Origin of the sequence: Pseudomonas sp. 2,4-D, from assembly GCF_030418155.1 — a bacterium.
In the GTDB taxonomy this organism is placed as follows: domain Bacteria; phylum Pseudomonadota; class Gammaproteobacteria; order Pseudomonadales; family Pseudomonadaceae; genus Aquipseudomonas; species Aquipseudomonas alloputida.
In genome coordinates, this window is record NZ_JAUHUI010000023.1 from 1 (window position 1) to 25,865 (window position 25,865).

Consider the following 25,865-nt stretch of genomic DNA (forward strand, 5'->3'; position numbering starts at 1 on the left):
CGGGTAAACCCGCTCCTACAGTGAGCACACATCGGTGATCGGGCGCAGGCCGTCGTAGGAGCGGGTTTACCCGCGAAAGCGCCCTAGAGCCCGAGCTTGACCATGCGAGCCTTCACCGAAGCCTCGATCCCGGCTGCATCCAGCCCGCACTCAGCCAGCATTTGCGCAGGCTTGGCATGCTCGACATAGATATCCGGCAGCCCCAGGTGCAGAAGCGGCTTAAGCACTGCCTGGCTGGCAAGGAACTCACCCACCGCAGCGCCCGCGCCACCCATGATGGCGTTCTCTTCGATGGTTACCAGCAGCTCATGGTTGCCTGCCAGCTCCAGCACCAGCGCCTCGTCCAACGGCTTGACGAAGCGCATGTCGACCACCGTGGCGTTGATCTGTTTGGCCACTTGCAGGGCCTCGGCCAGTTGTACGCCGAACACCAGCAGGGCCACTTTCTCGCCCTGGCGGCGGACCACGCCTTTACCGATCTCCAGTGGTTGCAGGTCACCGCTGATCGGCGCATTCGGGCCGGTACCACGCGGGTACCGTACAGCGGCCGGGCCGTTGTACAGGTGGCCGGTGCTGAGCATCTTGCGCAGTTCGTTCTCGTCGCTGGGGGTCATCACCAGCATGCCCGGGATGCAGCGTAGGTACGACAGGTCGTAGCTGCCGGCGTGGGTCGGGCCGTCCTCGCCGACCAGGCCGGCGCGGTCGATGGCGAACAGCACGTCGAGGTTCTGCACCGCCACGTCGTGGATCAGCTGATCGTAGGCACGCTGCAGGAAAGTGGAGTAGATCGCCACCACCGGCTTGCTGCCCTCGCAGGCCATGCCGGCCGCCAAGGTCACGGCATGTTGCTCTGCGATCGCAACGTCGAAGTAGCGCTCAGGGTAGCGCTCGCTGAAGTCGACCAGGTCCGAGCCTTCCTTCATTGCCGGGGTAATGCCCACCAGGCGGTTGTCGGCGGCGGCCATGTCGCACAGCCACTGGCCGAACACCGCGGAGTATTTCGGGCCGCTGGCTTTCTTCGGCGCGGCCGGCTTGTCGGCCGGCTCCAGCTTGGTGATGGCGTGGTAGCCGATCGGGTCAATCTCGGCAGGGGCGAAGCCTTTGCCCTTCTTGGTCACCACATGCAGGAACTGCGGGCCTTTCAGGTCACGCATGTTGCGCAGGGTGGCGATCATGGTGGGCAGGTCGTGGCCGTCGATCGGGCCGATGTAGTTCCAGCCCAGTTCCTCGAACAGCGTGCCTGGCACCAGCATGCCCTTGGCGTATTCCTCGGTGCGACGGGCAATTTCCCAGGCGCCTGGCAATCGCGACAGCACTTTCTTGCTGCCTTCGCGCATGCTCGCGTAGGTGCGGCTGGAGAGGATCTTGGCCAGGTAGTTGGACAGGCCGCCGACATTGCGCGAAATCGACATGTCGTTGTCGTTGAGGATCACCAGCATGTCGGCATTGACTTCCTGGGCGTGGTTCAACGCCTCGAATGCCATGCCGGCGGTCAGCGCGCCATCACCGATCACCGCGATCGACTTGCGTGCGCTGTTCTGCAGGCGGGCAGCAATGGCCATGCCCAGCGCGGCGCTGATCGAGGTGCTGGAGTGGCCAACGCCAAAGGTGTCGTACTCGCTTTCGCTGCGGCGCGGGAAGGCCGCGATGCCGTCCTTCTGGCGCAGGCTGAGCATGCGGTTACGGCGCCCGGTGAGGATCTTGTGCGGGTAGGCCTGGTGCCCCACGTCCCACACCAACCGGTCGTCCGGGGTGTCGAACACGTAGTGCAGGGCGATGGTCAGCTCGATCACGCCCAGACCGGCACCAAAATGCCCACCGGTCTGCCCGACGGTGTAGAGCAATTCCTGGCGCAGTTCGTCGGCCAGCGTTTCCAGGTCGGCTTCGGCCAACCGGCGCAGGCCGGCAGGCGTGTCAGCGCGGTCGAGCAACGGCGTGACCGGGCGTTCGCGGGGGATCTCTTGAAACGTCGTGGGCATCAGGCGAGTCGTTATAGGTTTGTGAAGACGCGGCAGTTTACCCCATTGTGGGAAAAGTGCCCATTCGACCACAGGTTACGCGGCCCTCTGTAGGAGCGGGTTTACCCGCGAATGCGTCGGCAAATTCAAGATCGCATTCGCGGGTAAACCCGCTCCTACAGGGATAGGTGAAGCTTTTTAGTTACGGCGTTCGACGATGTAACGCGCCAAGGCCCGCAGCGGTTCGGCCGTTTCGCCGAACCCTTGCAGTGCAGCCAGCGCCTGGTCGCGCAGTTCGATTGCATAGACTTTGGCGGCTTCCAGGCCCAGCAGGGCCGGGTAGGTCGGTTTGTCACGCGCTATGTCTGCACCTTGGCGTTTGCCCAGGGTGGCGGTGTCGCTTTCCACGTCGAGGATGTCGTCCTGCACCTGGAATGCCAGGCCAATGGCCTGTGCATAAGTCTGCAGGGCATCCAGCTGCGCCGGTTCGGCACGGGCACTGGCCAGGGCGCCGAGGCGTACACTGGCTTCGATCAGCGCGCCGGTCTTGTGCCGGTGCATGAACTCCAGCGCCTGCTGGTCCAGCTTCTGGCCCACCGAACCGAGATCGATGGCCTGGCCGCCAACCATGCCGGCCGGGCCGGCAGCTTTGGCCAGTACCTGAACCATGGCCAGACGAATGCTGTCGATCTGAGGGCTCAGGCATGGGTCGAGCAGGGCACTGAAAGCCAGGCTCTGCAAACCGTCGCCCGCGAGGATTGCGCACGCTTCGTCAAAAGCCTTGTGGGTGGTCGGCTGGCCGCGACGCAGGTCGTCGTCGTCCATGGCCGGGAGGTCGTCATGCACCAGCGAGTAAGCATGGATCAGCTCTACCGCGCAGGCTGCGCCGTTGGCCTGTTCGGCCGGGGCGCCCAAGGCTTCGCAGGCCGCATAGGCCAACAGCGGGCGCACGCGTTTGCCGCCGTTCATCACGCTGTAGCGCATGGCGGCGTAGAGGCGTTCCAGCTCTTTGCTCGGGGCGATGAACAGCGGTTCGAGGGCTGCGTCGACTCGCGCCTGGCAACCGGCCTGGTAGGTGCCAATCATGCTTCCGGCTCCGCGTCGAAGGGCTGGGCAGCCAGTTCACCGTCGCGCTCCAGCAGAATTTGCACCTTCTGTTCGGCCTGGGCCAGGGCGCCCTGGCAGTCACGTGTCAGGGCGATGCCTTGTTCAAAGGCGGCCAGCGACTCTTCCAGCGACAACTCGCCGTTCTCCAGGCGCTCGACCAGTGCTTGCAGGTCTGCGAGGGATTGCTCGAAATCGAGGGAGGCTTTTTTGCGGGCCATGGCGACTGTCTCGGTGGCATTCAGAACGGCGCGACACTAGCAGAGCGGGGCGGGGGTAGCAAACTTCCGGCAACTGCTCGGCTTATGCAGACCGACGGAGCAGCGGCCCTGTGTAGCGAAAGGGCCGCTCACACAAGGACCGCAAAGCGTCCCGGTTCGGATCAGGCCGGCTCTGCTTCCCGTTCAAGCATCGCCTCACGGTACCGCGCCAGCTCCTCGATGGTCAGCACCGGCAAATTGTACTGCCGTGCATATACCGCCACCTGCTCACCACGGGCCATGCTGCCATCGGGGTTCATCAGCTCGCACAAGACCGCTGCCGGGCGCAGGCCGGCCAGGCGCGCCAGGTCTACCGAACCTTCGGTGTGTCCACGGCGGGTCAGCACGCCGCCATTGCGGGCGCGCAGCGGAAAAACATGCCCCGGGCTGACGATATGGCGCTGTTCGGCGCTGGAACTCAGTGCTGCGGCAATGGTGGTAATACGATCCTGGGCCGAAACCCCGGTTGTGATCCCTTCCGCCGCCTCGATGGTGACGGTGAAGCCGGTCCCATGACGGGCCTGGTTGTTCTGCACCATGGGTGCCAGCTGCAGTTCGTCGACGGTGGCTTCGTCCAGGCACAGGCAGACGATGCCGCTGCAATCGCGAATCATCATGGCCATGGTCTGCAGCGAAATGTTCTCGGCGGCGGCAATGATGTCCGCTTCGTCCTCGCGGTCGTCATCGTCGAGCAACAGTACAGGGCGCCCGGCCTGGAAGGCGGCGATGGCGGCGGAAACATTGGGGAATTGCGCGTGGTGCTGGGTGAACATGAAACGCTCCTCGTGAATGATCGATGAACGTCTCGGGGCGAACAAAATGCGCGCGCAAGGGCGCCCGGATGGCCCCTGCATGACGCCTTCTTTCATCCGGACTATGACCGTCGGCTCTGGAGTTGCACCAGATCTGCTGACCCCCGACATGGTCGGGGCGCTCGCGGGCTTATCTTTCGATTTACCGCCGGTGGGGACTTACACCCCGCCCTGAAGACCGACCAAGCATACAGCACAGGGCCACCCCAGTGGCAACCCGCGGTTCTACTACCTTCGACGAGACTTGCAGCAGTAACCATCTACCCCTTTTCACCTGCCGCAGCGCCTACCTTCGTGACGGTCACTTTGGCAAGCCTAGGAAACGAACCGTCATGTCCTTTCTCTATCCTTTTACCGATACCGATCTCCATCTCGCATTCAGAAAGGTCGCCGACACATTGTTCGACAAGAAACGCGACTACGTCGACGGCGTGCTCAAGCCCAAAATGCTCATCATTGCCGGTGCACAGGGCTCGGGTAAAACGTACTTGCTGGAAAAAACGCTGTTGAAGAGCGGGCGCTACGACAATTATGTTCGCCTTTACGAAACCCATTTTCGTGAACTGCACCCTCATTATCGGGCGATGGAAGACAAAGGCGTGCTGCATGTCTACGAGCATACCGAGTCGTTCATCTGGCGGCTGGGGGCCATGGTTTGCACGTATGCGATGGAAAACAAATACAACATCATCATGGAGACCGCGCTCGACAGCCCTCATTTCGCTGATTTTCCACCTGAAGCCGCCCGGCAGGGCTATCAGAGCGAGGTTCATCTGGTAGCGTGTCAGAAAGAGTTCAGCCACTGGTCGACCCTGGACCGTGTGGTCAACAGCGTTGCCAATCATGAGATCGAGCGTGTGGTCAGCCTGACGCAGATCGAAGAGGCGCAAATCAATGGCAGGTCCATCATCGATGCTTTCGAAAACGCCTGTATCGAGGTACCGGGTTCTGAAATCGTGATCTATCGACGTGGCCTGGAGACGGAAAAGAACAGTCTGCCGGTCTGTCACAGCACCTGTCCTGAAAAAGGGCTCCTCGTGCCCCAGCAGACCTACCAGGGCAGAGCATTCTTCCGCGGGGCAGACCTGAAGATCAACTTCAAGGTCCAGCGCAGTCCCCAGGCCGATTTCCCCTGTTCCTATATTCAGTATGCGCAGGTGGTGCATGCCGGCCTGCTGGGTTCGGAACACCGTCGGGCGATGGCCGAACTCAATTGCAAAACCCTCGGCCAGGCTCAGAGGCTGATGTCGCAGTTGCCTGTCGATGTCTACCGCGAGCTGTGCCTGTACGTGCTCAAGTACGCGCAACGTTGAGCCGGGCAGGCACAGGGCTGGTCACTGGCCAGACATGCCTTCGATCACCCTGCGCAGGGAGGCGCCCAGCATGGGCCCATGCCCCAGACCCTCGAAGCGCTCAAAGCGCACGTCGAGGCCTTTGATCGCGGCCAGATCTGCCGCCAGTTGGCGCGCAGGCAACTCGTCGTTCTCGTGCGGCGAACCATGCGGGCTGGCGGGCTCCTGCCCGCCGCGCATCAGCAACAGGTGCGGGCGCGCCTCGCCCAGGCGTGAGGGAAGTCCTTGCGCCTCCCGGACAATCACGCCATCGCGCCACCACAGTGACGGGCTGGCAGCAGCGTAAAGGCTGAATGCGCCGGGGCGGGTAAACAGTGCGTGAAGCACGGCCAGGCCACCATAGGAGTGCCCCCATAGCGTCTGTCGTTGCGGATCGATCGGCGCCACAGCCGACACCATCGTGCGCATGCGCCCGGTCAGAAGCTTCAGGAACGCATCGACCCCGCCGCTGGGCTGGCCGGTCAGTGGGTCACGCTGCTGCGCCTGCTCCGGCAGCGCCGGGGTGTAGTCCAGCGTGCGGCCGGCCCTGTCGATGCGCAGTTCGGTCGGATAACCCACCGCCACCAGCAGGGGCGCCTGGCCCGCTGCGAGCCTGTCCAGTTGCTGCTGATCCAGCGTCCCCAGCGCAGCATTCCCATCGAGCATCCACAGCACCGGGTACCCCGATGCCGGCGCTGGACGATTCGGCTTGCCAACCCACAGGCGGTAGTGACGCAGGCCATCGGCCGAGTCCAGATCAAGCTGGCTGAAGTGATAGGCCAGGTCCTGGCGCTGTAACACCGACGTGTCCATCTTCTGGTCATGCTCGGGCTGGGCCAGGACAAGAGGGGCCGCCAGGGCAAGTGCCAAGGCCAGCATCAGGGTGTTCTTGCTCATCGGGCGTCTCGTCAGGGCTTTGCAAGGAGCGCAAGGTTTGAGCGCCCAGATGATAACCAGTCCCGATCGAGCGTAAAGCGCATTAACTTTCTAAACAGTCTCAGGCCGCAGGCAAGGTCATGTGCAGACACAGGCCCGGGTGCCCATTGCTGGCCCACAACCGCCCGCCTTGCAGTTCGATGGCGCGACGGGCGATAGCCAGGCCCAGGCCGAAGCCTGCGCCACTGTCGGCCAGGCGCTGGTAGGGCTTGAAGATGCGCTCAAGGTCGGTATCAGGTACGCCTGGCCCCTGGTCGCTCAGGCGCAGGTGCCAGCATGCGCCTGAGCGCCAGCCATCGAGGCTGATCCGGCCTTCGGTCGGCGAGTGGCGAATGGCATTGCGCAACAGGTTTTCCAGGGCTTGGGCCAGGCTGTCCAGATGGGCCTGCACCAGGCAGTCGGTGCCAAGTGAACACGGCAGGCGCGCACGGTCCCAGCCGCTTTCGAAGCAGACGTCCTCGCACAAGGCTTCCCACACGGAAAGTACCAATACCGGCTCGGTCGCCAGGCTGGGCTGTTCGGTGTCCATCCAGGCCAGGTCGAGGGTGTTTTCCAGCAGCTTCTGCATGTCCCCCACCTCACGGTCCAGGCGCTCGCGCAACTGCGGCGGTGGCAAGTCGCTGTCATGGGCGATGCGCAGCCGCGCCAGCGGCGTGCGCAATTCGTGAGACAGCGTGCGCAACAGGAGGCGTTGTTGCTCAAGACTCTGACGCAGGCGCCCGGCCATGTGCTCGAAGGCCTGAGCCAGCTCACCCAGCTCATCACGGCGTTCCTGCAGAGGCAGGGCGGGGCTGTCCAGGTCATCGGCCCGCAGGGCGTCGGCGCGGTCGCGCAGGCGGTTCAGCGGCACGACAAGATGCCGGTATAGCGCAAGGCCTAGCAGCAGGGCCAGCAGTGCGGGGGCAACGCCATGCGTGACCACATGGGTCCAGGGTGTCAGGCCAGTGGGTAGCAGCCGTTCGGGCAGTTGCAGCACCAGGCGGCCATGCTCGGGGTGTTGCGGAAATTCGATGCTGACGTAGGGCAGTTCATCCTGCAGGCGCCGGCTCATCGGCCAGTCGAGCTTGCGCATGAATGTCAGGTGGCTGGCTTCCTCGGCGCTCAGCGGCGTGGTGCCAAGGCTCTGAAGGTATGGACCGATCACGGCCACCCAGGTGTCCTCGGCCCGTTCCACCTGCTTGCGCCAGGCTTCGATGCCGACCGCGCCGTCCTGCTCCAACGCCTGTTCGGCCTGTTGAGCATAACGTGCCAGGTAGTCCTGATCGGCCTGGGACAGAAAATAGGTACTGCGTTCCACCGAAAGGCCCCAGGTCCAGATGAGCCAGATCAGCAACAGGCAGAAGCTGACTTGCAGCAAGGCCAGTTTCCACAGCAACGGGTGGCGACGCATCAGGCCTGCTCCGTGTCGACCAGGATGTACCCTTGGCCACGCACGGCCTGGATCTGCAGGTGCTGGGCGCTGATGTCGGCCAGTTTGCGGCGCAGGTTGCACACATGCACATCCAGGCCTCGGTCCAGTCGGGTATAGGCCCTGTGCAGCACGGTCTGGTACAGGAAGGGCTTGCTCAACGCTTCGTCGGGGTGGGCCAGCAGCGTGACCAGCAAGCGGAATTCGGAAGCGGTAAGGCCAGCGGCGTTGCCGTTGTGGATAACGTCCTGGCGGTCGTGGTCCAGCATCACCTCCCCCACGTCGGCACGCAGCGCGGTACCACGATCGAATGCTACGCGACGCAGCAAGGCATCCACCCGAGCGTCCAGCTCCGCCAGGCTGAAGGGCTTGGGCAGGTAGTCGTCTGCACCACGGGTGAAGCCGCTGATGCGATCCTGCTCGGCCCCTAGTGCCGACATCAGCATGACCGGCACTGCCTGCTGGCGGCGCAGGGCATCGAGCAGGCTGAGGCCGTCGATGCCTGGCAGCATGATGTCCAGCAGCACCAGTTCGAACTGCGATTGCTGTATGGCATTCAGGGCCTGGGTGCCGCTGGCGCAGGCGTGCACCTGGAAACCGCGGTTGCGGAAATGGCGTTCCAGGTCCTGAAGCAGGCGTGGGTCGTCTTCGGCAAGGAGAAGTGAGGTGGGCACGGCGAGCCTTGATGAGAACTTTTATCAGTTGCGAATCATCCCACTGGCTGCAGGGAAAGGGCAACGCCTTGATGTGTTAAGAAGGTTAATCCTGCTGCACCCTGGTTTTCGCTCCGGTATCGTTCGCAAAAAGCAACTTGTTTCGTTTGCGATTCAATATCATTTGGGCGAAGGGTGTGTCATGACCGGTTTCAAAAGTGTGGGCAGCTTGCAACGGGTGCGGGGATGGCTGGCGCTGGGGTTGCTGGCACCGTTTTCTTTATCGGCAGTGGCCGAAACGGTAGCGACCCAGGCGGCGGCCGAAGACACCTCGCTTGATCTGCCTGCATTGACCATCGAAGGCAACCGCCTGTACGACATGCTGCCTTCGGAAGAAACCGGCGGTTACAGCGTCGATGCCGCTACCGTGGGCACCAAGACGCCGGCAGCGCTCAAGGACATTCCGCAGTCGATCACCGTCTACACCCAGGACTACGTCAAGGATCGCCAGTTCGTACATCTGGATGACCTGGCCAAGTACACCGCCGGCCTGCGCACCCTGACCAACGACAGCGGCCGTTCGTCGATCTACGCCCGTGGCTACGAGTACAGCGAATTCAACATCGATGGCCTGCCGGCCCCCATGGCCAGCATCTTTGGCACCGTACCGTCGCTGGCCGCGTTCGACCGTGTCGAAATCATGCGTGGCCCGGCCGGGCTGTTCAGCAGCACCAGCGAACTGGGCGGTATCGTCAACATGGTACGCAAGCGCCCGACCGCCGAATTTCAGGGCCATATCGAAGGCAGCTACGGCACCTGGGACACCAACCATGAAGAAATCGACCTGAGCGGTCCGCTGGACGCCGGCGGTCGCGTGCGCGGGCGCTTCATTGCGTCCCGTGACGACACCAATGGCGAGGTGGACTACAACGCCAACACCAGCAACAGCTATTACGGTGCGCTGGATATCGACCTGGACGAGGCCACCACGCTGTCGTTCGGCCTGATGCACGAGGTGAAGAACATCACCCCGCACAACGGCTATCCGGCCACGTTGTCCGGTGAAGTGCCCGACTTCAGCCACTCCCGTTTCCTGGGGGCCGACTGGAACTACTTCGATGGCAAGACCACCGACCTGGTCGCCGAGCTGACCCACCGCTTCGACAACGGCGGTTATGGTCGTGTCGCTGCCCGTGGCTCGCACCGCGATACTAATTATCTTTACGCCTTCACCGCCACCAACGCCAATACCGGCGCCAACTCCGAACGCGCCAGCGCCCGCGATTTCACTCAGGACACCTACTCGCTGGACGCCAGTTACAGCCAGCCGTTCGAAACCTTTGGCCAGGTCAGCGAGTTCGTGGTGGGCAGCGACTACAAGAACTACGACACCGAGTATCTCAACGGCACCACCAACCTGGGTGCCATCAACGTCAACACCTACTCGCCTAAACAGTTCGCCAAACCGTCGCCCAACTACAGCACCGAGACCGGCATGCAGGAAGAGGAATACGGCCTTTATTCCAAGGTCACCTTCCGCCCGATCGAGCGCCTTGCGCTGATTGCCGGTGGCCGTTTCAGTTGGTATCGCGGTGATTTCTACACCACCACCCTGAGCAGCGGTGCTACGACCAATGACAGCAAACGTGTGGACGGCCACTTCACCCCGTACGGGGGCCTGGTCTATGACTTGACCGAGAACCACGCGCTGTACGCTAGCTACTCGCAGGTTTTCAAGCCTCAATCCGACACCGACAGCAATGGCCGGGTGTTGAAACCGCGTGAAGGCGAGCAGTACGAGTTCGGCCTCAAGAGCAGCTACTTTGGCGGCGACTTGAATACGCGCTTCTCGGTGTTCCGCCTGACCGACAAGAATCGCGCTACCACCGTGTACGATGCTGATGGTGTGGCCACTACCGATTCCGTTGCATCCGGCAAGACCCGCGTGAAGGGCGCGGAAGTTGAAGTGAGCGGCAAGCTGACGCCAAACTGGGAACTGCTGGCTGGCTACACGTGGATGGAGACCGAAACCGTCAAGGGGGACGCCGAAACCACGTTCTTCATCATGCCGCGCAACCAGGCTTCGCTTTGGAGCAAGTACACCATCAGCCAAGGGCCGCTGACCGGCCTGGCGATTGGTGGCGGAATTTCCGCGATGAGCAACTTCTACTCCGAAAACGGCGGCGTGCGTATCGACGCGCCGGGCTACGCGACGGTGGATGCGATGCTGTCTTACCCGGTGACTTCGAAGCTGACGGCCACCCTCAACGTCAACAACCTGTTCGACCGGGACTACCTGTCGCGGGTGGGGTCTACCTCGACGTTCAACTTCTACGGGCCGTCGCGCAGCATGATGGTTGGGGCGCGGTATGACTTCTGACGGGGTCTGTGGCCGCTAGGTGCGCCTTAACTCAAGGCCGCGCCCGCAAAGGGCGCGGCCTTGAGGCTGAATGATGAAAAACTTGGGAAAGTATCTGCACCATCGGATATCAGTGCCATAAAGTTGTGAGGCCGCGTGTTAATAAACAGCTTGCTTTTAATTCAAGTATATTAAATCTACGATGGGTGCCATTGATGCTTTATTTCCTGCCATTGGGTGTCTGACAACCACTTGTCTGCCAGCGGAAAGAAAATATTCTCCTCGGCATCCATATGGTCATAATATTTCTTGATGAAGTCTTCGATCGTGTCGGCAATTACTCTGGCCTCTTGCTTTGACTGCTCCAACATCTTGAGCTGGCCGGCAATTCGCGTGAAGGCTTTATGATCTTGCTCGATGGCCATGACCCGTTGGTGAATCGGTGCGTCGGTTGTCAGCAAGACCAGCCGAATAAGCTCTTCATTTTCATGGTGGTGCCGCTCTGCATCACCGTGCAAGGCTTCCAGTTGCTTAAACAACAGCTTGCAGTCATCGGCACCCGCAGAGCCGTGCCTTATCCTCTCCAGTAATTCTTTGATCTGAGTAATTTTGGTAGCCACCTCATGATGATAGGCGTGCAGCTCTTTCAATAAGGCGTTCATGCTAAGTCCTCATCACTACATCAAGCCGTTACAGATTAAATGTAATCTCCAAGGATGGCCGCACGTGTCAGCGCACATCTAATCGTTTTATTATAGTCTGGCGCGAAACGCTCACCTTCAGAAAAAACCCTCCATTGGAAGATTTCGAAATATCCACTTGATATCTATATGCGCGACAAGAAGAAGCTGACACCCCAGAATCGCTTGCGGGCTGAACGTGAACAGCGGGGGGCTGAGCACGACGGGAGCTGTCAACCTTATGCAGGACGGGGCATTGCAAAATTAAAAAGCCGGCTTGTGGCCGGCTTCTCGGGGACGCTTCCGACTAATTTATGGTAAGCCGCAATCGCCTTAACTGTGTGGCCATCAAGGGCCTGAAAGAGATGGCAGATGCCCGTGTGGGATATCGCCGAGCCCTCTGGAACGCGGCTCGCGCCGGTCGGGGCTTAATGTGCGGCGTAGCATACAAGGGCGGGCGCAGGATGCCCAGCAAAAAATTGCACAGGGTGCTTCAGCTGGGCCGCTGCTGGCGGAAATGTGACCAGTGGAAGACCCAACCAAGAATTTCCAGGCCCTGCGCCTGACGCTGAGCAGCGGTGTAGCGTTCGACCGTGTAGTTGCGCCGGTCATGGCTGTGCAGGTACAGGGTGTCGTGCGGGCCAAGACTGAGATTGTTCACCCTGAGCATGCCGTTTTGCAGCAGGGCATAGGTTTCGCCCTCGACCACCTGGGTCATGCCCAGGTCGATGGCCAGCGTAGCTTGCAGCGGAATCAGCGGGAGCATGTTGCTGGCCGGCATTGCCAGGCAGATTGCGTTGCCGGCTTGCACACCCAAGCCCTTCAGGGCTTTTGCCGGCAAGCGCAGGTGCTTGCTGCCCACCGGCGACAGCAAGCCGTTGCGCACTTCGTAGTAGGGTACCTTCAATACTCGGCCACGATGTTCCGTCAGCGGGGTAAGCGGGTTGGCGGACGCTGGCCGTGGAAGGCCGTTGCGCAGGAGTGGATTGGGGTGTTTGGGGCCTTCACCGGTGCGCAGCCAACGCCGGTGCACACAGAACAGATCGGCCAGTTCGTCCAGCCGGGCCAAAGGCACACCGCGTTTGAACCAGTTGTTGACGTGCTGTGCTGTGACGCTGCGCTGGGCGGCGAAATCGGAAGGGGTCAGGCCACATTCTTGGAGCAGGGCCCTGAGGCGGTCGCCGGAAGTGTTCATGGCGGCGAGTGTAGCGGCGAATTGCCAGACAGGATATGAACCGGATGTTGACGGGGTTTGTATGAAAAGTGGTTGTTTGTAAGGTTCTGGTGTAGGACGGCGTAGGATTTATTACCAGTAATGTGCGTATTGCCCATTCCTGCATAAAAAAACCCCGCCTAAGCGGGGTTTCTCCTGCAATCGGAATCAGCCCTTGTAGGCAGCTACCGATTTGGTGATCGCGGCACGGGCGGCGTCGGCGCCTTCCCAGCCTTCGATCTTGACCCACTTGCCCTTCTCGAGATCTTTGTAGTTGGCAAAGAAGTGCTCGATCTGCTGGATCAGCAGGGCTGGCAGGTCGGTGTATTCCTTGACGTCAACGTACAGCTGCGACAGCTTGTCGTGAGGAACAGCGATGACCTTTGCGTCGCCGCCACCGTCGTCGGTCATGTTCAGCACGCCAACCGGACGGGCGCGGATAACCGAGCCTGGGGCCACTGGGTAAGGGGTAACCACCAGCACGTCCAGCGGGTCACCGTCGTCAGCCAGGGTGTTCGGGATGAAGCCATAGTTGGCTGGGTAGAACATTGGGGTAGCCATGAAACGGTCGACGAACAGCGTGTCGCTGTCCTTGTCGATCTCGTATTTGATCGGCGCGTGGTTGGCCGGGATCTCGATGGCGACGTAGATGTCGTTCGGCAGGTCTTTGCCCGCCGGAATCTTGCTGTAGCTCATTGGGCAGTGCCCCCGTGTTTGACCAAAAAGTGGCGGCGATTATAGGCACATTCTGCCGGGGCACGCCACGCTTGGCCTGATGTGCGGGCCCGTCAGGCGTGGCTTTCGCGGTACTCGGGGTGTTCCGCCTGCAGCCGGCACAGGCGTGCCAGCGGGTCTTGCCGGTAGAACAGCGACAACTGGTGGTAGACCTGTGGATAAGCCTGATGAAGCAGGTCGGGGGCACTAAAGAAGTACTCGCTGGTAACGGCAAAGAACTCTGCCGGGTTTTCCGCAGCGTAGGGGTCGATGGCGGTTTCGGCGTCGGGGTTGGCGTCCAGTTGCTGGTTGAGGTCGTCGTAAGCCTGCTGCATGGCTGTTGCCCACTCATCAACTGGCATGCTGCTGTGCAGCGGTGGCAGGCCGTTGGCATCGCCATTGAGCATGTCGAGCTTGTGCGCCAGCTCATGGATGACCAGGTTGTAAGCCTCCCAGCCACCACTGGCCTGCACGCCGTTCCAGGCCAGGATGATCGGCCCCTGCTGCCACGCCTCGCCGCTGTGTTCGCCGTCCCATACATGCTCCACGCCACTGGCATCGCGGTGGCGCTGGGGGCTCTTGAAGTCGTCGGGGTACAGGATGATTTCGTGGAAGCCTTGGTACCAGTTCAGCTCACCCAGGTGAAGCAGCGGTAACTGTGCCTGTGCGGCCAGCATCAGGCGCTGCTCGTCGTCCAGCTCGACACCGGACAGGCAGGTGAGGTGCTTGTCGAGCAGGAACAGGACGCAGGCTTCGCGCAGCCAGCGGTCTTCCGCGTCGCTGATGCCGTCCAGCATCGGCAGCCGCTCGCGTACGGTCTGCCATTGCTGTGGCGTGATCGGGTAACGCGCCAGAGTACGCTTGCGCCGCCAGGCGCTGAATGACCACATGCCGTTTGTTCTTTACCTGTTCAGTGAGCCTTGGCCGTACGGCCCAGGCGCCCACGCAGCAAGCCGAGAATCATCGGCACCAGCGACAGGATGATGATGCCCACCACCATCAGCGACAGGTGCTGCTTGATGAACGGCACGTTGCCGAAGAAGTAGCCCAAGGTGACCAGGCCGCCGACCCAAAGCAGCGAACCGGCAATGCTGAAACCGAGGAAGCGTGGGTAGTGCATGTGAGCGATGCCCGCGACGAACGGTGCGAAGGTGCGCAAGATGGGCAGGAAGCGCGCCATGGTCACGGTCTTGCCGCCATGGCGTTCATAGAAATCGTGGGTACGTTGCAGGTAGTCCCGGCGGAAGATCTTGGAGTTGGGGTTGTTGAACAAACGCTCGCCGGCTGTTCGGCCGATCACGTAATTGGTGCTGTCGCCCAGGATTGCAGCGGCCATCAGCAGGCCGGCCAGCAGCACCGGGTCCATGCCGCCACCCGCCGCCACGGCGCCGGCGATGAACAGCAACGAGTCGCCCGGCAGGAATGGCATCACTACCAGGCCGGTTTCGCAGAAGATCACGGTGAACAGGATGGCGTAGATCCAGGGACCGTAATTGGTGACCAGCAGATCGAGGTAGGCATCGAGATGCAGGATAAGGTCCAGCGGGTTGAAATCCATGTACAGCACCTGTGTTCTTGGGCGTAGGCTTGGTTACCGGGGGGAGGGTAAATTTTCACACATGACAGGTGAGCCATTATACGGCTAAGTCAGGAACATGCCCGGAGAGTTTGTAGCGGGGGGTTACGGTAGAAGGGTATTCCTTTACCAACCGCTTCGCGGGCACGCCTGCTCCCACAAGGATCATTACCTTGCTTGTGGAAGCGGGCGTGCCCGCGAAGCGGTCGGTGCCGGTCAATCCTGGCTGATGGGCAGGATGTAGCTCTTGAACTCGGTATCCTCACGAAAACCGATGGATTCGTAAGTCTTGTGCGCTACTTCATTGTTCGCGCTGGTCGACACGCGCATGCGCACGGCATTGGTCTCTTTGGCCATTTTCTTCGCTTCGCGAATCAGGTGGTCGGCGACCAGCATGCGCCGGGAGTCCTCGGCTACATAGATATCGTTGAGAATCCATACCCGCTTCAACGACAGCGACGAGTAGCTCGGGTACAGCTGGCAAAAGCCCAGCAGTTTGCCGTCGTCATCATCCGGAAGTGCCAGGTAAATCACCGATTCGTCCCGCTTCAGTCGCTTCTCCAGAAAGCTGCGCGAGCTGTCGGGGTAGGGCAGTTGCCCGTAGAACTCACGGTATTTGACGAACAACGGGGTAAGCAGGTCGAGGTGTTCCAGGGTTGCTTTGATGATGCGCATGTGCGGCCCTCAGAGTCCATTTGGGAAACAGCGGAATGCCAGCAGCGTTCAAGGGCATGCTGCCCAATGCACGGCACAAGTGCAATCCGCCTTCCGTGACAGGTTTTTTACCCTTTGCCGAGCAGGAAGTTACCTTTCTGATTGGCGCTGTCTTCATTCTCCAGGCTATGGACCTCGGCTTCGTCCTTCAGATTCACCCCGGAAAGCTGGCGCCGGCAGGCTTCGCGCATCAAGTACAACAGGCGGTGCGCCGCCATGCCATAGCTCAGCCCCTCCAGGCGGATATTGGAAATGCAGTTGCGGTAGGCATCGGTCAGGCCGACCTTGGGTGCGTAAGTGAAATACAGGCCAAGGCTATCGGGTGAACTCAGCCCCGGGCGCTCGCCGATCAGCATCACCGTCATCCGGGCGCCCAGCAGTTCGCCGACCTCGTCGGCCACTGCCACACGGCCCTGCTGCACCAGCACCACCGGAGCGCTGGTCCAGCCGTCGGCGGCAGCCTGTTCGTCGAAGCGGGTCAGGAACGGCAGCGTGTGGCGATGCACGGCCAGTGCCGAGAGGCCGTCAGCCACCACGATGGCCAGGTCGACGCCACCGGGGTTGGCCTGGGCATGCTGGCGAAGGGTCGCAATCGAGTCTTCGTTCAGCCGCCGGCCAAGGTCCGGGCGCTGCAAGTACTGGTGGCGGTCGCTGGCAGCGCTATGCAACACCAGGCTCTCGCGCCCGCGGTCACTCAGCTGGCTGGCCAGGCCGGCGTGGTCGAAAGCCAGGTGCACGGCATCTCGTGCCTGGGCATGGGCGAACTGGAAGTCCAGCTGCGCCCCGGTCGGCAGGCTGGTGCCGGTGCGGCCCAGGGCGATGCGCGCCGGGGTCAGGTTGCGCAGGGCCAGCCAAGGGTTGTCGGGGGTAGGCGTGCGATGGTCCATGGTCATCCCTATGCAAGCTGTGCCAAGGCCTGGCGGAAGGCCGGCGGCAGGTTGTCACCGAAGCGCACCCGGCCATCTGCCTGGGTGAAGATACCGGTGCGGGCCAGCCATGCCTCGAATTCCGGCCCGGGCTTCAGGCCCAGGGTCTGGCGCGCGTACAACGCGTCATGGAACGAGGTGGTCTGGTAGTTGAGCATGATGTCGTCGGAGCCGGGGATGCCCATGATGAAGTTGATGCCGGCCACACCCAGCAGCGTCAGCAAGGTGTCCATGTCGTCCTGATCGGCTTCGGCATGGTTGGTGTAGCAGATATCGCAACCCATCGGCACGCCCAGCAGTTTGCCGCAGAAATGGTCTTCGAGGCCGGCGCGGATGATCTGCTTGCCGTTGTACAGGTATTCCGGGCCAATGAAACCGACCACGGTGTTGACCAGGAACGGCTTGAAGTGACGAGCCACGGCATAGGCGCGGGTTTCGCAGGTCTGCTGGTCGACGCCGTGGTGGGCGTTGGCCGAGAGCGCACTGCCCTGGCCGGTTTCGAAATACATCAGGTTCTGCCCGAGGGTGCCACGTTTCAGCGACAGCCCTGCTTCGTAGCCTTCCTGCAACACGTTCAGGTTGATGCCGAAGCCGGCGTTGGCCGCCTCTGTGCCGGCGATGGACTGGAACACCAGGTCCAGTGGCACGCCGCGGTTGATCGCTTCGATCGAGGTGGTGACGTGGGTCAGTACGCAGGACTGGGTGGGGATGTCGTAGCGCTGGATGATGGCGTCGAGCATTTCCAGCAGGGCGCAGATCGAAGCGATGCTGTCGGTGGCCGGGTTGATACCGATCATGGCGTCGCCGTTGCCGTACAGCAAACCGTCGAGAATGCTGGCGGCAATACCGGCCGGTTCGTCTGTCGGGTGGTTGGGTTGCAGCCGGGTCGACAGGCGCCCGCGCAGGCCCATGGTGCCGCGGAACCGGGTGACCACGCGGATTTTCTGCGCCACCAGCACCAGGTCCTGCACGCGCATGATCTTCGACACGGCAGCGGCCATTTCCGGGGTCAACCCGGGCGCCAGGGCGCGCAGGCTGCTTTCGTCGGCTTCCTCGCTCAGCAGCCAGTCGCGCAGGCCACCCACGGTCAGGTGGCTGACCGGGGCGAAGGCCTGGGCATCGTGGGTGTCGATGATCAGGCGGGTAACTTCATCTGCTTCGTAAGGGATCAGTGCTTCATTGAGAAAGTGCGTCAGCGGAATATTGGCCAACGCCATCTGCGCGGCGACGCGCTCGCCGTCGTTGCTGGCCGCGACACCTGCCAGGCAGTCCCCGGAGCGTGCCGGGCTGGCCTTGGCCATCACTTCCTTGAGGCTGTCGAAGCGGTAGACCAGATGGCCGACCGTGTGTACGAAACTTGCCATACAGAATCTCCAGAGCCGCGGGTTGCCCCGCGGCGGGTGGCGGCGATCAGTGCAGGGCCTCTTCGGCCTTCTGGATCGCGGCGAATTCCTCTTCCGGTGTGCCCGCGACCAGGTGGTGGCGGCTGTAGAAAGCAAAGTAGGCAATTAATACCGCATAGATCACTGCAGCGCCAATGACTACCCGCGGGTCAACCAGGAATCCGGCGACCACGGCGATACACGCCAGCACCAGCGCCAGGCCGGAAGTAAAGATGCCACCCGGGGTGCGGTAGGGGCGTTCCATCTTTGGCCGGCGGATGCGCAGGGTGATGTGCGCAGCCATCATCAGCACGTAAGACAGGGTAGCGCCAAACACTGCCACCAGGATCAGCAAGTCACCCTGGCCTGTCAGCGACAGGGCAAAACCGATGATGCCCGGGATGACCAAGGCCATTACCGGGGCCTTGCTCTTGTTGGTTTCCGACAGTTTGCGCGGCAGGTAACCGGCGCGGGACAGGGCGAAGATCTGCCGTGAATAGGCATAGATGATCGAGAAGAAGCTGGCGATCAGCCCGGCCAGACCGACCAGGTTGACGAAGCCGCCCATCCAGGTTGAGCCGCCGTAGGCCTTCGACAGGGCTTCGACCAGCGGGTTACCGGAGGCCTTCAGCGCCTCGGAGCCTGCGCCGCCCGGGCCGACCACCAGGATCAGCAAGGCGAAGGCCAGCAGTACCAGCATGGCGCCGATCAGGCCGCGTGGCAGGTCACGCTTGGGGTTCTTGGTTTCTTCTGCGGCCAGCGGCACGCCCTCGACAGCAAGGAAGAACCAGATGGCGTAGGGGATGGCTGCCCACACGCCGACATAGCCGAACGGCAGGAAGCTGCTGGCGCCGACGGCGTCCGTTTTGGCGATGTCGAACAGGTTGGCTGCATCAAAATGGGGCACCATGCCTATCAGGAATACGGCGAGTGCAATGGCGGCGATGGCGGTGATGATGAACATCAGCTTCAGTGCCTCACCCACGCCGAAAATGTGGATGCCGATGAACACGATGTAGAACGCCAGGTAGATCATCCAGCCGCCGATACCGAACAGCGATTGGCAGTAGGCGCCGATGAACACCGCGATGGCGGCAGGGGCGATGGCGTATTCGATAAGGATCGCCGTGCCGGTCAAAAAGCCGCCCCACGGGCCGAAGGCACTGCGGGCAAAGCCATAGCCACCGCCAGCGGTGGGGATCATCGACGACAGTTCGGCCAGCGAGAAGCACATGCACAGGTACATGGTTGCCATCAGCAAGGTGGCCAGGAACATGCCGCCCCAGCCGCCTTGCGCCAGGCCGAAGTTCCAGCCGGCGTAATCGCCGGAAATGACGTACGCCACGCCCAGGCCGACCAGCAGTACCCAGCCGGCGGCGCCTTTTTTCAGTTCACGTTGCTGGAAATAGTCAGAGCCGACTTTCTCGAAGTCGACGGAAGAGCCTGCCGGCGATCCGGCGGAATGTTCGCTTGGCATAGATTCACCTGTTGTTTTTCTTGGTGGCCGGGAGGGTTCCGGGCCGATGGTGATGGGTACTGCAGGAAGCGAGCCAGAGCGGTTGGTGCACGGTTGCCGCCCTGGGTTTAGGTTATGCCGGCCTGGCCTCTTCGCGGGTGAACCCGCTCCTACAGGGATTGCGCAAGATTCAAGACCAGCGCAGGACCTGTAGGAGCGGGTTTACCCGCGAAGAAGGCGACGCGGTCTAGAAGAAGCCCAGCGGATTGATGTCGTAGCTCACCAGCAGGTTCTTGGTCTGCTGATAGTGATCCAGCATCATCTTGTGTGTTTCACGCCCAACCCCCGACTTCTTGTACCCGCCGAACGCGGCATGCGCCGGGTACAGGTGGTAGCAGTTGGTCCACACACGGCCAGCCTTAATGCCGCGGCCCATGCGGTAGGCACGGTTGATGTCGCGGGTCCACACGCCGGCGCCCAGGCCGAACTCGGTGTCGTTGGCAATCGCCAGTGCTTCGGCTTCGTCCTTGAAGGTGGTGACGCTGACCACCGGGCCGAAGATTTCTTCCTGGAACACGCGCATCTTGTTGTTGCCCTTGAGCAGGGTCGGCTGGATGTAGTAACCGGTAGCCAGCGCACCTTCCAGCTTCTCGACCTTGCCGCCGGTGAGCAGCTCGGCGCCTTCTTCCTGGGCAATCTGCAGGTACGAGAGGATTTTTTCGAACTGCTGCTGCGAGGCCTGGGCGCCGACCATGGTGTCGGTGTCCAGCGGGTCGCCGCGCTTGATCTGCAGCACCTTCTTCATCACCACTTCCATGAACTGCGGATAGATCGACTCTTGCACCAGGGCACGCGACGGGCAGGTGCACACTTCGCCCTGGTTGAAGAATGCCAGCACCATGCCTTCTGCTGCCTTCTCGATGAAGCTTGGCTCGGCCTGCATGATGTCTTCGAAGTACACGTTCGGCGACTTGCCACCCAGTTCGACGGTGGACGGGATGATGTTCTCGGCGGCGCATTTCATGATGTGCGAGCCCACCGGGGTAGAGCCGGTGAAGGCGATCTTGGCGATGCGTTTGCTGGTGGCCAGGGCTTCACCGGCTTCGCGGCCATAGCCTTGCACTACGTTGAGCACGCCAGGTGGCAGCAGGTCGCCAATGACTTCGAGCAGCACGGTGATGCCCAGCGGCGTCTGTTCGGCTGGCTTGAGCACCACGCAGTTACCAGCGGCCAGTGCCGGGGCAAGCTTCCAGGCAGCCATCAGGATCGGGAAGTTCCAGGGGATGATCTGTCCGACCACGCCCAGTGGCTCGTGGATGTGGTAGGCCACGGTGCCTTCATTGATTTCGGCAGCGCCGCCTTCCTGGGCGCGGATGCAGCCAGCGAAATAGCGGAAGTGGTCGACGGCCAGCGGAATGTCGGCGTTGAGGGTCTCGCGGATCGGCTTGCCGTTGTCCCAGGTTTCGGTAATGGCCAGCAGTTCGAGGTTCTGCTCGATGCGGTCGGCGATCTTCAGCAGAACGTTGGAGCGATCCTGCACTGAAGTGCGGCCCCAGGCGTCGGCCGCAGCATGGGCGGCATCCAGGGCCTTCTCGATGTCTTCGGCAGTAGAGCGGGGGAATTCAGCGATCAGCTTGCCATTCACCGGGGAGGTATTTTCGAAGTACTGCCCCTTTACCGGAGTAACGAACTCACCACCGATGTAGTTGCCGTAGCGGCTCTTGAAGGAAACCTTCGCGCCTTCGGTTCCGGGATGTGCATAACGCATGGTGTGTCTCCTTGGTATTGTGTTTTTTAGGGAGTTGAAAAGCATAGAGCAAGGGTTGGGCCAGTGTTGGCCACGCCAGGCAAATCAATGACTTGGGTCATTTTTACGGGGCTGATCAAGAGCCGCTGTACCGGTGTCGGTACGCCTGGGGTGACATTTTGTGCCGTTTGCGACACATCGCAGGCGTGTGCATTGCAAAGCCTACCCGGGTGGAGGATGCTGGGCTGACGCTCTATCTGCGGAGAATTACAACAATGCAGAGCAATCACTTCACGCGCCATGCCCGGCAGGTTCATAGCGTTGCCCATGGTGGGGCCGGGGAGGGCGGCAGTGACCCGTCCATCGCCCGCTCCTGGCTGCGCTGCCTGGAGGATTACCACCTCGACCCGACGGTGATCGAAGCGCCGGTGGTGCTTGAGCATGGGCGCCTGCTGGAAAGCCGCGAGCGCCTGCATCAGGTGCTGCAAATTGCCGACCATGAAATGAACAGCCTGCACCAGCAGCTTTCCGGCGCAGGCCACGCGGTGCTGCTGACCGACGCCCGCGGGGTGATCCTCAACTGCGTCAGTGCCCCCGCCGAGCGGCGTAGCTTCGAGCGTGCCGGGCTGTGGTTGGGCGCCGACTGGAGCGAGGCGCGCGAGGGCACCAATGGCATCGGCACCTGCCTGGTCGAGCGCCAGGCGCTGACCATCCATCAGAACGAGCACTTCCGTGGCCGTCACACCGGGCTGACCTGCTCGGCCAGCCCGGTGTTCGACCCGCATGGCGACCTGCTGGCGGTACTCGACGTGTCCTCTGCGCGCCCCGATGTATCGCGGCAAAGCCAGTTCCACACCATGGCGTTGGTCAACCTTTCGGCGAAGATGATCGAAAGCTGCTATTTCCTGCGCCATTTCGAGCAGCAATGGTTATTGCGTTTTCACCTGCAAGCCGAGTCGGTCGGCCTGTTCAGCGAAGGTTTGCTGGCGTTCGACGGCGATGGGCGCATTTGCGCTGCCAACCAAAGCGCACTGAACCTGCTGGGCACGGTACGGGGCGGCGTGCTGGGCAAACCGTTGGAGTGCTTTTTCGCGTGCAGCCATGACGAAATGTTCAGCCGTGCCACGCCCGGCGGCAGTGCCGTCTGGCCGCTGCGTACCCTGGACGGTCGCCAGGTGTTCGCTAGCCTGCGGGGGCAGGCCCGGGCGCCGGTGTGGTCGGTGCCGGCCGCCCACCCGCGGCCCGCAGGTGAAGTGGAGCCGCTGGTCTGTCTGCTTGACCCTGCGTTGCAAAATGATTTTCGCCGCAGCGTGCGGGTGTTCGAGCGCAATGTGCCATTGCTGCTGCGCGGCGAGACTGGCTGTGGCAAGGAGGCCTTCGCCCAGGCTGTGCATCAGGCCAGTGAGCGGCGCGGCAAGCCGTTCGTCGCCATCAACTGCGCGTCTATCCCGGAAAGCCTGATCGAGAGTGAGCTGTTCGGGTACCGCGGCGGCAGTTTTACCGGCGCGCGCAAGGAGGGTATGCGTGGCAAGCTGTTGCAGGCCGATGGCGGCACCTTGCTGCTGGACGAGATCGGCGATATGCCGCTTGCCCTGCAAACCCGACTGCTGCGGGTGCTGGAGGAGCGCCAGGTGGTGCCGATCGGGGGAGAGCCACAGGCGGTGGACGTGCGCATCGTCAGTGCTACGCACCGTGACCTGCTGGAACGGGTTGAACAGGGCAGTTTCCGCGAGGACCTGTATTACCGCCTCAATGGCCTGGAGGTCGCGCTGCCGGCGGTACGCGAACGCAGTGACAAGGCGCAGTTGCTGGACTTTCTGCTACGTCAGGAGACGCAGGGGCAATGGATAGACATCGAGCCCAGGGCGCGGCAGGCGCTGCTCGCATTTAACTGGCCAGGGAACGTGCGGCAGATGCGCAATGTGCTGCGTACCCTGGTGGCGCTTTGCGAAGATGCCCGCATTACCTTTGCGGACCTCCCCGCCGTCATCCGCACCAGCCCACCTCCCGTGGGGGCGGGCGAGCCCACGATGTCCGACCAGGCAATAGAGGGCGAGGGCGTTGCCCTCGTTCGCGGGCAAGCCCGCTCCCACAGGTCCGGCGGTGCCGCAGAGATTGAGGGTGAATCTGTAGGGACCGAGGTTCTGCTCGACGCGGAGCGGCAAGCGCTGAAGGAGGTCCTGGAGGCAAAACACTGGCATCTCACCCGCGTCGCCGAGCACTTGGGCATCAGCCGCAATACCTTGTATCGAAAACTGCGCAAACACGGCATTACCAGAGGCGACTGAGCGAAACAGCGGGTGCGATTTGTCGCGCCCTGGGCTACCCTGCCTCGATGTTTTGCGAGGTCGACCATGCATATTCACATTCTCGGTATTTGCGGCACTTTCATGGGTTCGCTGGCGGTGCTGGCCAAGGAACTTGGCCACCGCGTCACCGGCTCCGACGCCAACGTCTATCCCCCGATGAGCACCCAGCTCGAAGCCCAGGGTATCGAACTGACCCAAGGCTATGACCCGGCCCAGCTGGATCCGGCGCCGGACCTGGTGGTCATCGGCAACGCCATGTCGCGCGGCAACCCAGCGGTTGAATACGTGCTGAACAAGGGCCTGCCCTACGTCTCCGGCCCGCAGTGGCTGGCCGACCACGTGCTGCAAGGCCGCTGGGTGCTGGCCGTTGCCGGTACTCACGGCAAGACCACCACCAGCAGCATGCTGGCCTGGGTGCTGGAGCACGCCGGCATGAGCCCGGGCTTCCTGATTGGTGGCGTGCCGCAGAACTTCTCGGTGTCGGCCCGCTTGGGCGACACGCCGTTCTTTGTGGTGGAAGCCGACGAGTACGACAGCGCCTTCTTCGACAAGCGCTCGAAGTTCGTCCACTATCACCCGCGTACCGCGATCCTCAACAACCTTGAGTTCGATCACGCGGACATCTTCCCGGACTTGGCCTCGATCGAGCGGCAGTTCCATCACCTGGTGCGGACTATCCCCGGCGAAGGCCTGGTCATCCACCCGACCACCGAGCAAGCGCTGGAGCGTGTGATCGGCATGGGCTGCTGGACACCTGTGCAAACCACCGGTGAGGGCGGCCAGTGGCAAGCCCGCCTGCTCAGCCCCGATGGCTCGCGCTTTGAAGTACTGTTCGAGGGCGAAGTGCAGGGTGTGGTGGATTGGGCGCTGACCGGCCAGCACAACGTCGCCAATGCCTTGGCTACCCTGGCAGCAGCGCGTCATGTAGGCGTGGTGCCCGCCATGGGTATCGACGGCCTGAGTGCGTTCAAGAGCGTCAAGCGGCGCATGGAGAAGGTTGCCGAAGTACAAGGTGTGACCATTTACGATGACTTCGCCCACCATCCGACCGCCATTGCCACCACGCTCGACGGCCTGCGCAAGCGGGTGGGGGAGGCGCCTGTGATCGCGGTGATCGAGCCACGCTCCAACTCGATGAAACTCGGTGCCCATCGTGACGGCCTGCCAGAAAGCGTCAACGACGCCGACCAGGTGATCTGGTATGCGCCGGCCAACCTCGGCTGGGACCTGGCCGGCACTGCTGCGCAGTGCAAGGTACCAAGCGTGGTGGCTGACAGCCTCGAAGCGATCATCGAGCGGATCAAAGGCCAGGCTCGCCCAGGCACCCATGTGGTGATCATGAGCAACGGCGGCTTCGGCGGCCTGCACGGCAAGCTGGCCGAGGCGCTGAAGTGAACGGGCCGGAACGCATTACCCTGGCCATGACGGGCGCCTCGGGTGCCCAGTATGGCCTTCGCCTGCTCGATTGCCTGGTACGCGAAGACCGCGAGGTGCACTTCCTGATCTCCAAGGCCGCACAGTTAGTGATGGCCACCGAGACGGATGTTGTGTTGCCGGCCAAGCCCCAGGCGATGCAGGCCTTCCTGACTGAATACACCGGCGCGGCCGATGGGCAGATCCGTGTGTATGGCAAGGAAGACTGGATGTCGCCGGTAGCCTCGGGTTCTGGCGCCCCGGCGGCAATGGTGGTGGTCCCCTGTTCCACTGGTACTTTGTCGGCCATCGCCACTGGCGCCTGCAACAACCTGATCGAGCGTGCTGCCGACGTCACCCTCAAGGAGCGTCGTCAACTGATCCTGGTGCCACGCGAAGCGCCATTCTCCACCATCCACCTGGAAAACATGCTCAAGCTGTCGCAAATGGGCGCGGTGATCTTGCCGGCGGCTCCGGGGTTCTATCACCAGCCGCAGACCATCGACGACCTGGTCGACTTTGTCGTGGCGCGTATCCTCAACCTGCTGAACATCCCCCAGGATATGTTGCCGCGTTGGGGCGAGCACCACTTCGGGGTGGATGATTGAAGCGAGCACTGGCAGGGTTGCTGGCGCTGGTGATGCTGGGTGGGTGCGCCACGGTGCGCACGCTGGATGCCAACAAGCCCGGCGCACCGGTGGTGTATGCCGGTACCCGTCTGGATTTGTATGTGATCAATGGCGGGTGTTGCCCGCGGGATCATTACGGGGCGGACGCTCCGGCGTATCCGCGCCTGGATCTGCCCGGCAGCATGTTGCTCGATACCCTGCTGCTGCCGTTGTCTTTGCTGACAGCGGCCGGCATAGGCTTCCAGGCTAGCGGCGGCCTGTGATGGCCTTTGCGGGCACAGGCGA

At 62.1% G+C, this 25,865-nt stretch carries 23 protein-coding genes and 1 riboswitch; of the genes, 6 read left to right on the forward strand and 17 right to left on the reverse strand.

What is annotated here, in order from left to right; all coding sequences use genetic code 11:
- Window positions 1-83 precede the first annotated feature (83 nt).
- From dxs to ribB, 4 genes are all read right to left on the reverse strand, one after another.
- Window positions 84-1,979 (reverse strand): 1-deoxy-D-xylulose-5-phosphate synthase, encoded by a 1,896-nt coding sequence (gene dxs / locus QYE47_RS16785; protein ID WP_070383387.1) that lies wholly within the window; start codon window positions 1,977-1,979, stop codon window positions 84-86.
- A gap of 177 nt (window positions 1,980-2,156) precedes the next feature.
- Window positions 2,157-3,044 carry a (2E,6E)-farnesyl diphosphate synthase gene (gene ispA, locus QYE47_RS16790; protein WP_014589514.1) on the reverse strand — a complete coding sequence of 296 codons (888 nt, stop codon included), beginning with the start codon at window positions 3,042-3,044 and terminating at the stop codon, window positions 2,157-2,159.
- Window positions 3,041-3,283 carry an exodeoxyribonuclease VII small subunit gene (locus QYE47_RS16795; protein ID WP_003255380.1) on the reverse strand — a complete coding sequence of 81 codons (243 nt, stop codon included), beginning with the start codon at window positions 3,281-3,283 and terminating at the stop codon, window positions 3,041-3,043. Before QYE47_RS16795 ends, ispA begins: the two co-directional genes overlap by 4 nt.
- Before the next feature lie 161 nt (window positions 3,284-3,444).
- The gene (ribB, locus tag QYE47_RS16800; protein ID WP_014589515.1) at window positions 3,445-4,095 is read right to left on the reverse strand and encodes a 3,4-dihydroxy-2-butanone-4-phosphate synthase; all 651 of its coding nucleotides are present in this window, start codon (window positions 4,093-4,095) and stop codon (window positions 3,445-3,447) included.
- Window positions 4,096-4,175: 80 nt separating this feature from the next.
- Window positions 4,176-4,317, reverse strand: a riboswitch (FMN riboswitch).
- 149 nt (window positions 4,318-4,466) lie between these two features.
- Between ribB and QYE47_RS16805 the strand changes: the two genes are divergently transcribed.
- Entirely contained in the window at window positions 4,467-5,447 is a 981-nt protein-coding gene (locus QYE47_RS16805; RefSeq protein WP_014589516.1) for a zeta toxin family protein, read from the forward strand.
- 21 nt (window positions 5,448-5,468) lie between these two features.
- On the opposite strand, the gene QYE47_RS16810 is transcribed toward QYE47_RS16805, so the two are convergent.
- The 3 genes from QYE47_RS16810 to QYE47_RS16820 all read right to left on the reverse strand — a co-directional run bounded on the left by QYE47_RS16810 (window position 5,469) and on the right by QYE47_RS16820 (window position 8,483).
- On the reverse strand, window positions 5,469-6,362 hold the full coding sequence (locus QYE47_RS16810) for an alpha/beta hydrolase (RefSeq protein WP_070383388.1): 894 nt from the start codon (window positions 6,360-6,362) through the stop codon (window positions 5,469-5,471).
- 100 nt (window positions 6,363-6,462) lie between these two features.
- Window positions 6,463-7,791: a sensor histidine kinase gene (locus QYE47_RS16815; RefSeq protein ID WP_026031900.1), complete on the reverse strand. Its 1,329-nt coding sequence runs from the start codon at window positions 7,789-7,791 to the stop codon at window positions 6,463-6,465.
- The gene (locus tag QYE47_RS16820; RefSeq protein ID WP_014589519.1) at window positions 7,791-8,483 is read right to left on the reverse strand and encodes a response regulator transcription factor; all 693 of its coding nucleotides are present in this window, start codon (window positions 8,481-8,483) and stop codon (window positions 7,791-7,793) included. Before QYE47_RS16820 ends, QYE47_RS16815 begins: the two co-directional genes overlap by 1 nt.
- Window positions 8,484-8,664: 181 nt before the next feature.
- Here QYE47_RS16820 and QYE47_RS16825 point away from each other — a divergent pair, with 181 nt between their 5' ends.
- Complete coding sequence (locus QYE47_RS16825; protein ID WP_014589520.1) at window positions 8,665-10,842, forward strand: TonB-dependent siderophore receptor; 2,178 nt, start codon at window positions 8,665-8,667, stop codon at window positions 10,840-10,842.
- Window positions 10,843-11,018: 176 nt separating this feature from the next.
- Here the strand turns inward: QYE47_RS16825 and QYE47_RS16830 are convergent, their stop codons facing one another.
- The 10 genes from QYE47_RS16830 to QYE47_RS16875 all read right to left on the reverse strand — a co-directional run bounded on the left by QYE47_RS16830 (window position 11,019) and on the right by QYE47_RS16875 (window position 21,250).
- On the reverse strand, window positions 11,019-11,483 hold the full coding sequence (locus QYE47_RS16830) for a hemerythrin domain-containing protein (RefSeq protein WP_053868077.1): 465 nt from the start codon (window positions 11,481-11,483) through the stop codon (window positions 11,019-11,021).
- Window positions 11,484-11,994: 511 nt separating this feature from the next.
- Window positions 11,995-12,696, reverse strand: coding sequence for an XRE family transcriptional regulator (locus QYE47_RS16835; RefSeq protein WP_070383389.1), 702 nt, complete (start codon window positions 12,694-12,696; stop codon window positions 11,995-11,997).
- A 186-nt stretch (window positions 12,697-12,882) separates the two neighbouring features.
- Entirely contained in the window at window positions 12,883-13,410 is a 528-nt protein-coding gene (gene ppa, locus QYE47_RS16840) for an inorganic diphosphatase (protein WP_003255365.1), read from the reverse strand.
- Between the two features lie 92 nt (window positions 13,411-13,502).
- Window positions 13,503-14,318, reverse strand: a complete 816-nt coding sequence (locus QYE47_RS16845) for a zinc-dependent peptidase (protein ID WP_070383390.1) — start codon at window positions 14,316-14,318, stop codon at window positions 13,503-13,505.
- A gap of 20 nt (window positions 14,319-14,338) precedes the next feature.
- Window positions 14,339-14,986: a DedA family protein gene (locus QYE47_RS16850; protein WP_014589532.1), complete on the reverse strand. Its 648-nt coding sequence runs from the start codon at window positions 14,984-14,986 to the stop codon at window positions 14,339-14,341.
- 234 nt (window positions 14,987-15,220) lie between these two features.
- Window positions 15,221-15,679 (reverse strand): GNAT family N-acetyltransferase, encoded by a 459-nt coding sequence (locus tag QYE47_RS16855; protein ID WP_003255360.1) that lies wholly within the window; start codon window positions 15,677-15,679, stop codon window positions 15,221-15,223.
- A gap of 107 nt (window positions 15,680-15,786) precedes the next feature.
- On the reverse strand, window positions 15,787-16,605 hold the full coding sequence (gene eutC, locus QYE47_RS16860) for an ethanolamine ammonia-lyase subunit EutC (protein ID WP_014589534.1): 819 nt from the start codon (window positions 16,603-16,605) through the stop codon (window positions 15,787-15,789).
- Between the two features lie 8 nt (window positions 16,606-16,613).
- Complete coding sequence (locus QYE47_RS16865; RefSeq protein WP_014589535.1) at window positions 16,614-18,008, reverse strand: ethanolamine ammonia-lyase subunit EutB; 1,395 nt, start codon at window positions 18,006-18,008, stop codon at window positions 16,614-16,616.
- Window positions 18,009-18,054: 46 nt separating this feature from the next.
- Window positions 18,055-19,503, reverse strand: a complete 1,449-nt coding sequence (eat, locus tag QYE47_RS16870) for an ethanolamine permease (RefSeq protein WP_014589536.1) — start codon at window positions 19,501-19,503, stop codon at window positions 18,055-18,057.
- 226 nt (window positions 19,504-19,729) lie between these two features.
- Complete coding sequence (locus tag QYE47_RS16875) at window positions 19,730-21,250, reverse strand: aldehyde dehydrogenase family protein (RefSeq protein ID WP_014589537.1); 1,521 nt, start codon at window positions 21,248-21,250, stop codon at window positions 19,730-19,732.
- A gap of 254 nt (window positions 21,251-21,504) precedes the next feature.
- On the opposite strand from QYE47_RS16875, the gene QYE47_RS16880 reads away from it, so the two are divergent.
- The 4 genes from QYE47_RS16880 (at window position 21,505) to QYE47_RS16895 (ending at window position 25,843) form a co-directional block, all read left to right on the forward strand.
- Window positions 21,505-23,517, forward strand: a complete 2,013-nt coding sequence (locus tag QYE47_RS16880) for a sigma-54-dependent Fis family transcriptional regulator (RefSeq protein WP_070383391.1) — start codon at window positions 21,505-21,507, stop codon at window positions 23,515-23,517.
- A 66-nt stretch (window positions 23,518-23,583) separates the two neighbouring features.
- Window positions 23,584-24,933 carry a UDP-N-acetylmuramate:L-alanyl-gamma-D-glutamyl-meso-diaminopimelate ligase gene (gene mpl / locus QYE47_RS16885; RefSeq protein ID WP_070383392.1) on the forward strand — a complete coding sequence of 450 codons (1,350 nt, stop codon included), beginning with the start codon at window positions 23,584-23,586 and terminating at the stop codon, window positions 24,931-24,933.
- The gene (gene ubiX / locus QYE47_RS16890; protein ID WP_003255348.1) at window positions 24,930-25,559 is read left to right on the forward strand and encodes a flavin prenyltransferase UbiX; all 630 of its coding nucleotides are present in this window, start codon (window positions 24,930-24,932) and stop codon (window positions 25,557-25,559) included. Before mpl ends, ubiX begins: the two co-directional genes overlap by 4 nt.
- On the forward strand, window positions 25,556-25,843 hold the full coding sequence (locus tag QYE47_RS16895; protein WP_003255347.1) for a YceK/YidQ family lipoprotein: 288 nt from the start codon (window positions 25,556-25,558) through the stop codon (window positions 25,841-25,843). Before ubiX ends, QYE47_RS16895 begins: the two co-directional genes overlap by 4 nt.
- Window positions 25,844-25,865 lie beyond the last annotated feature (22 nt).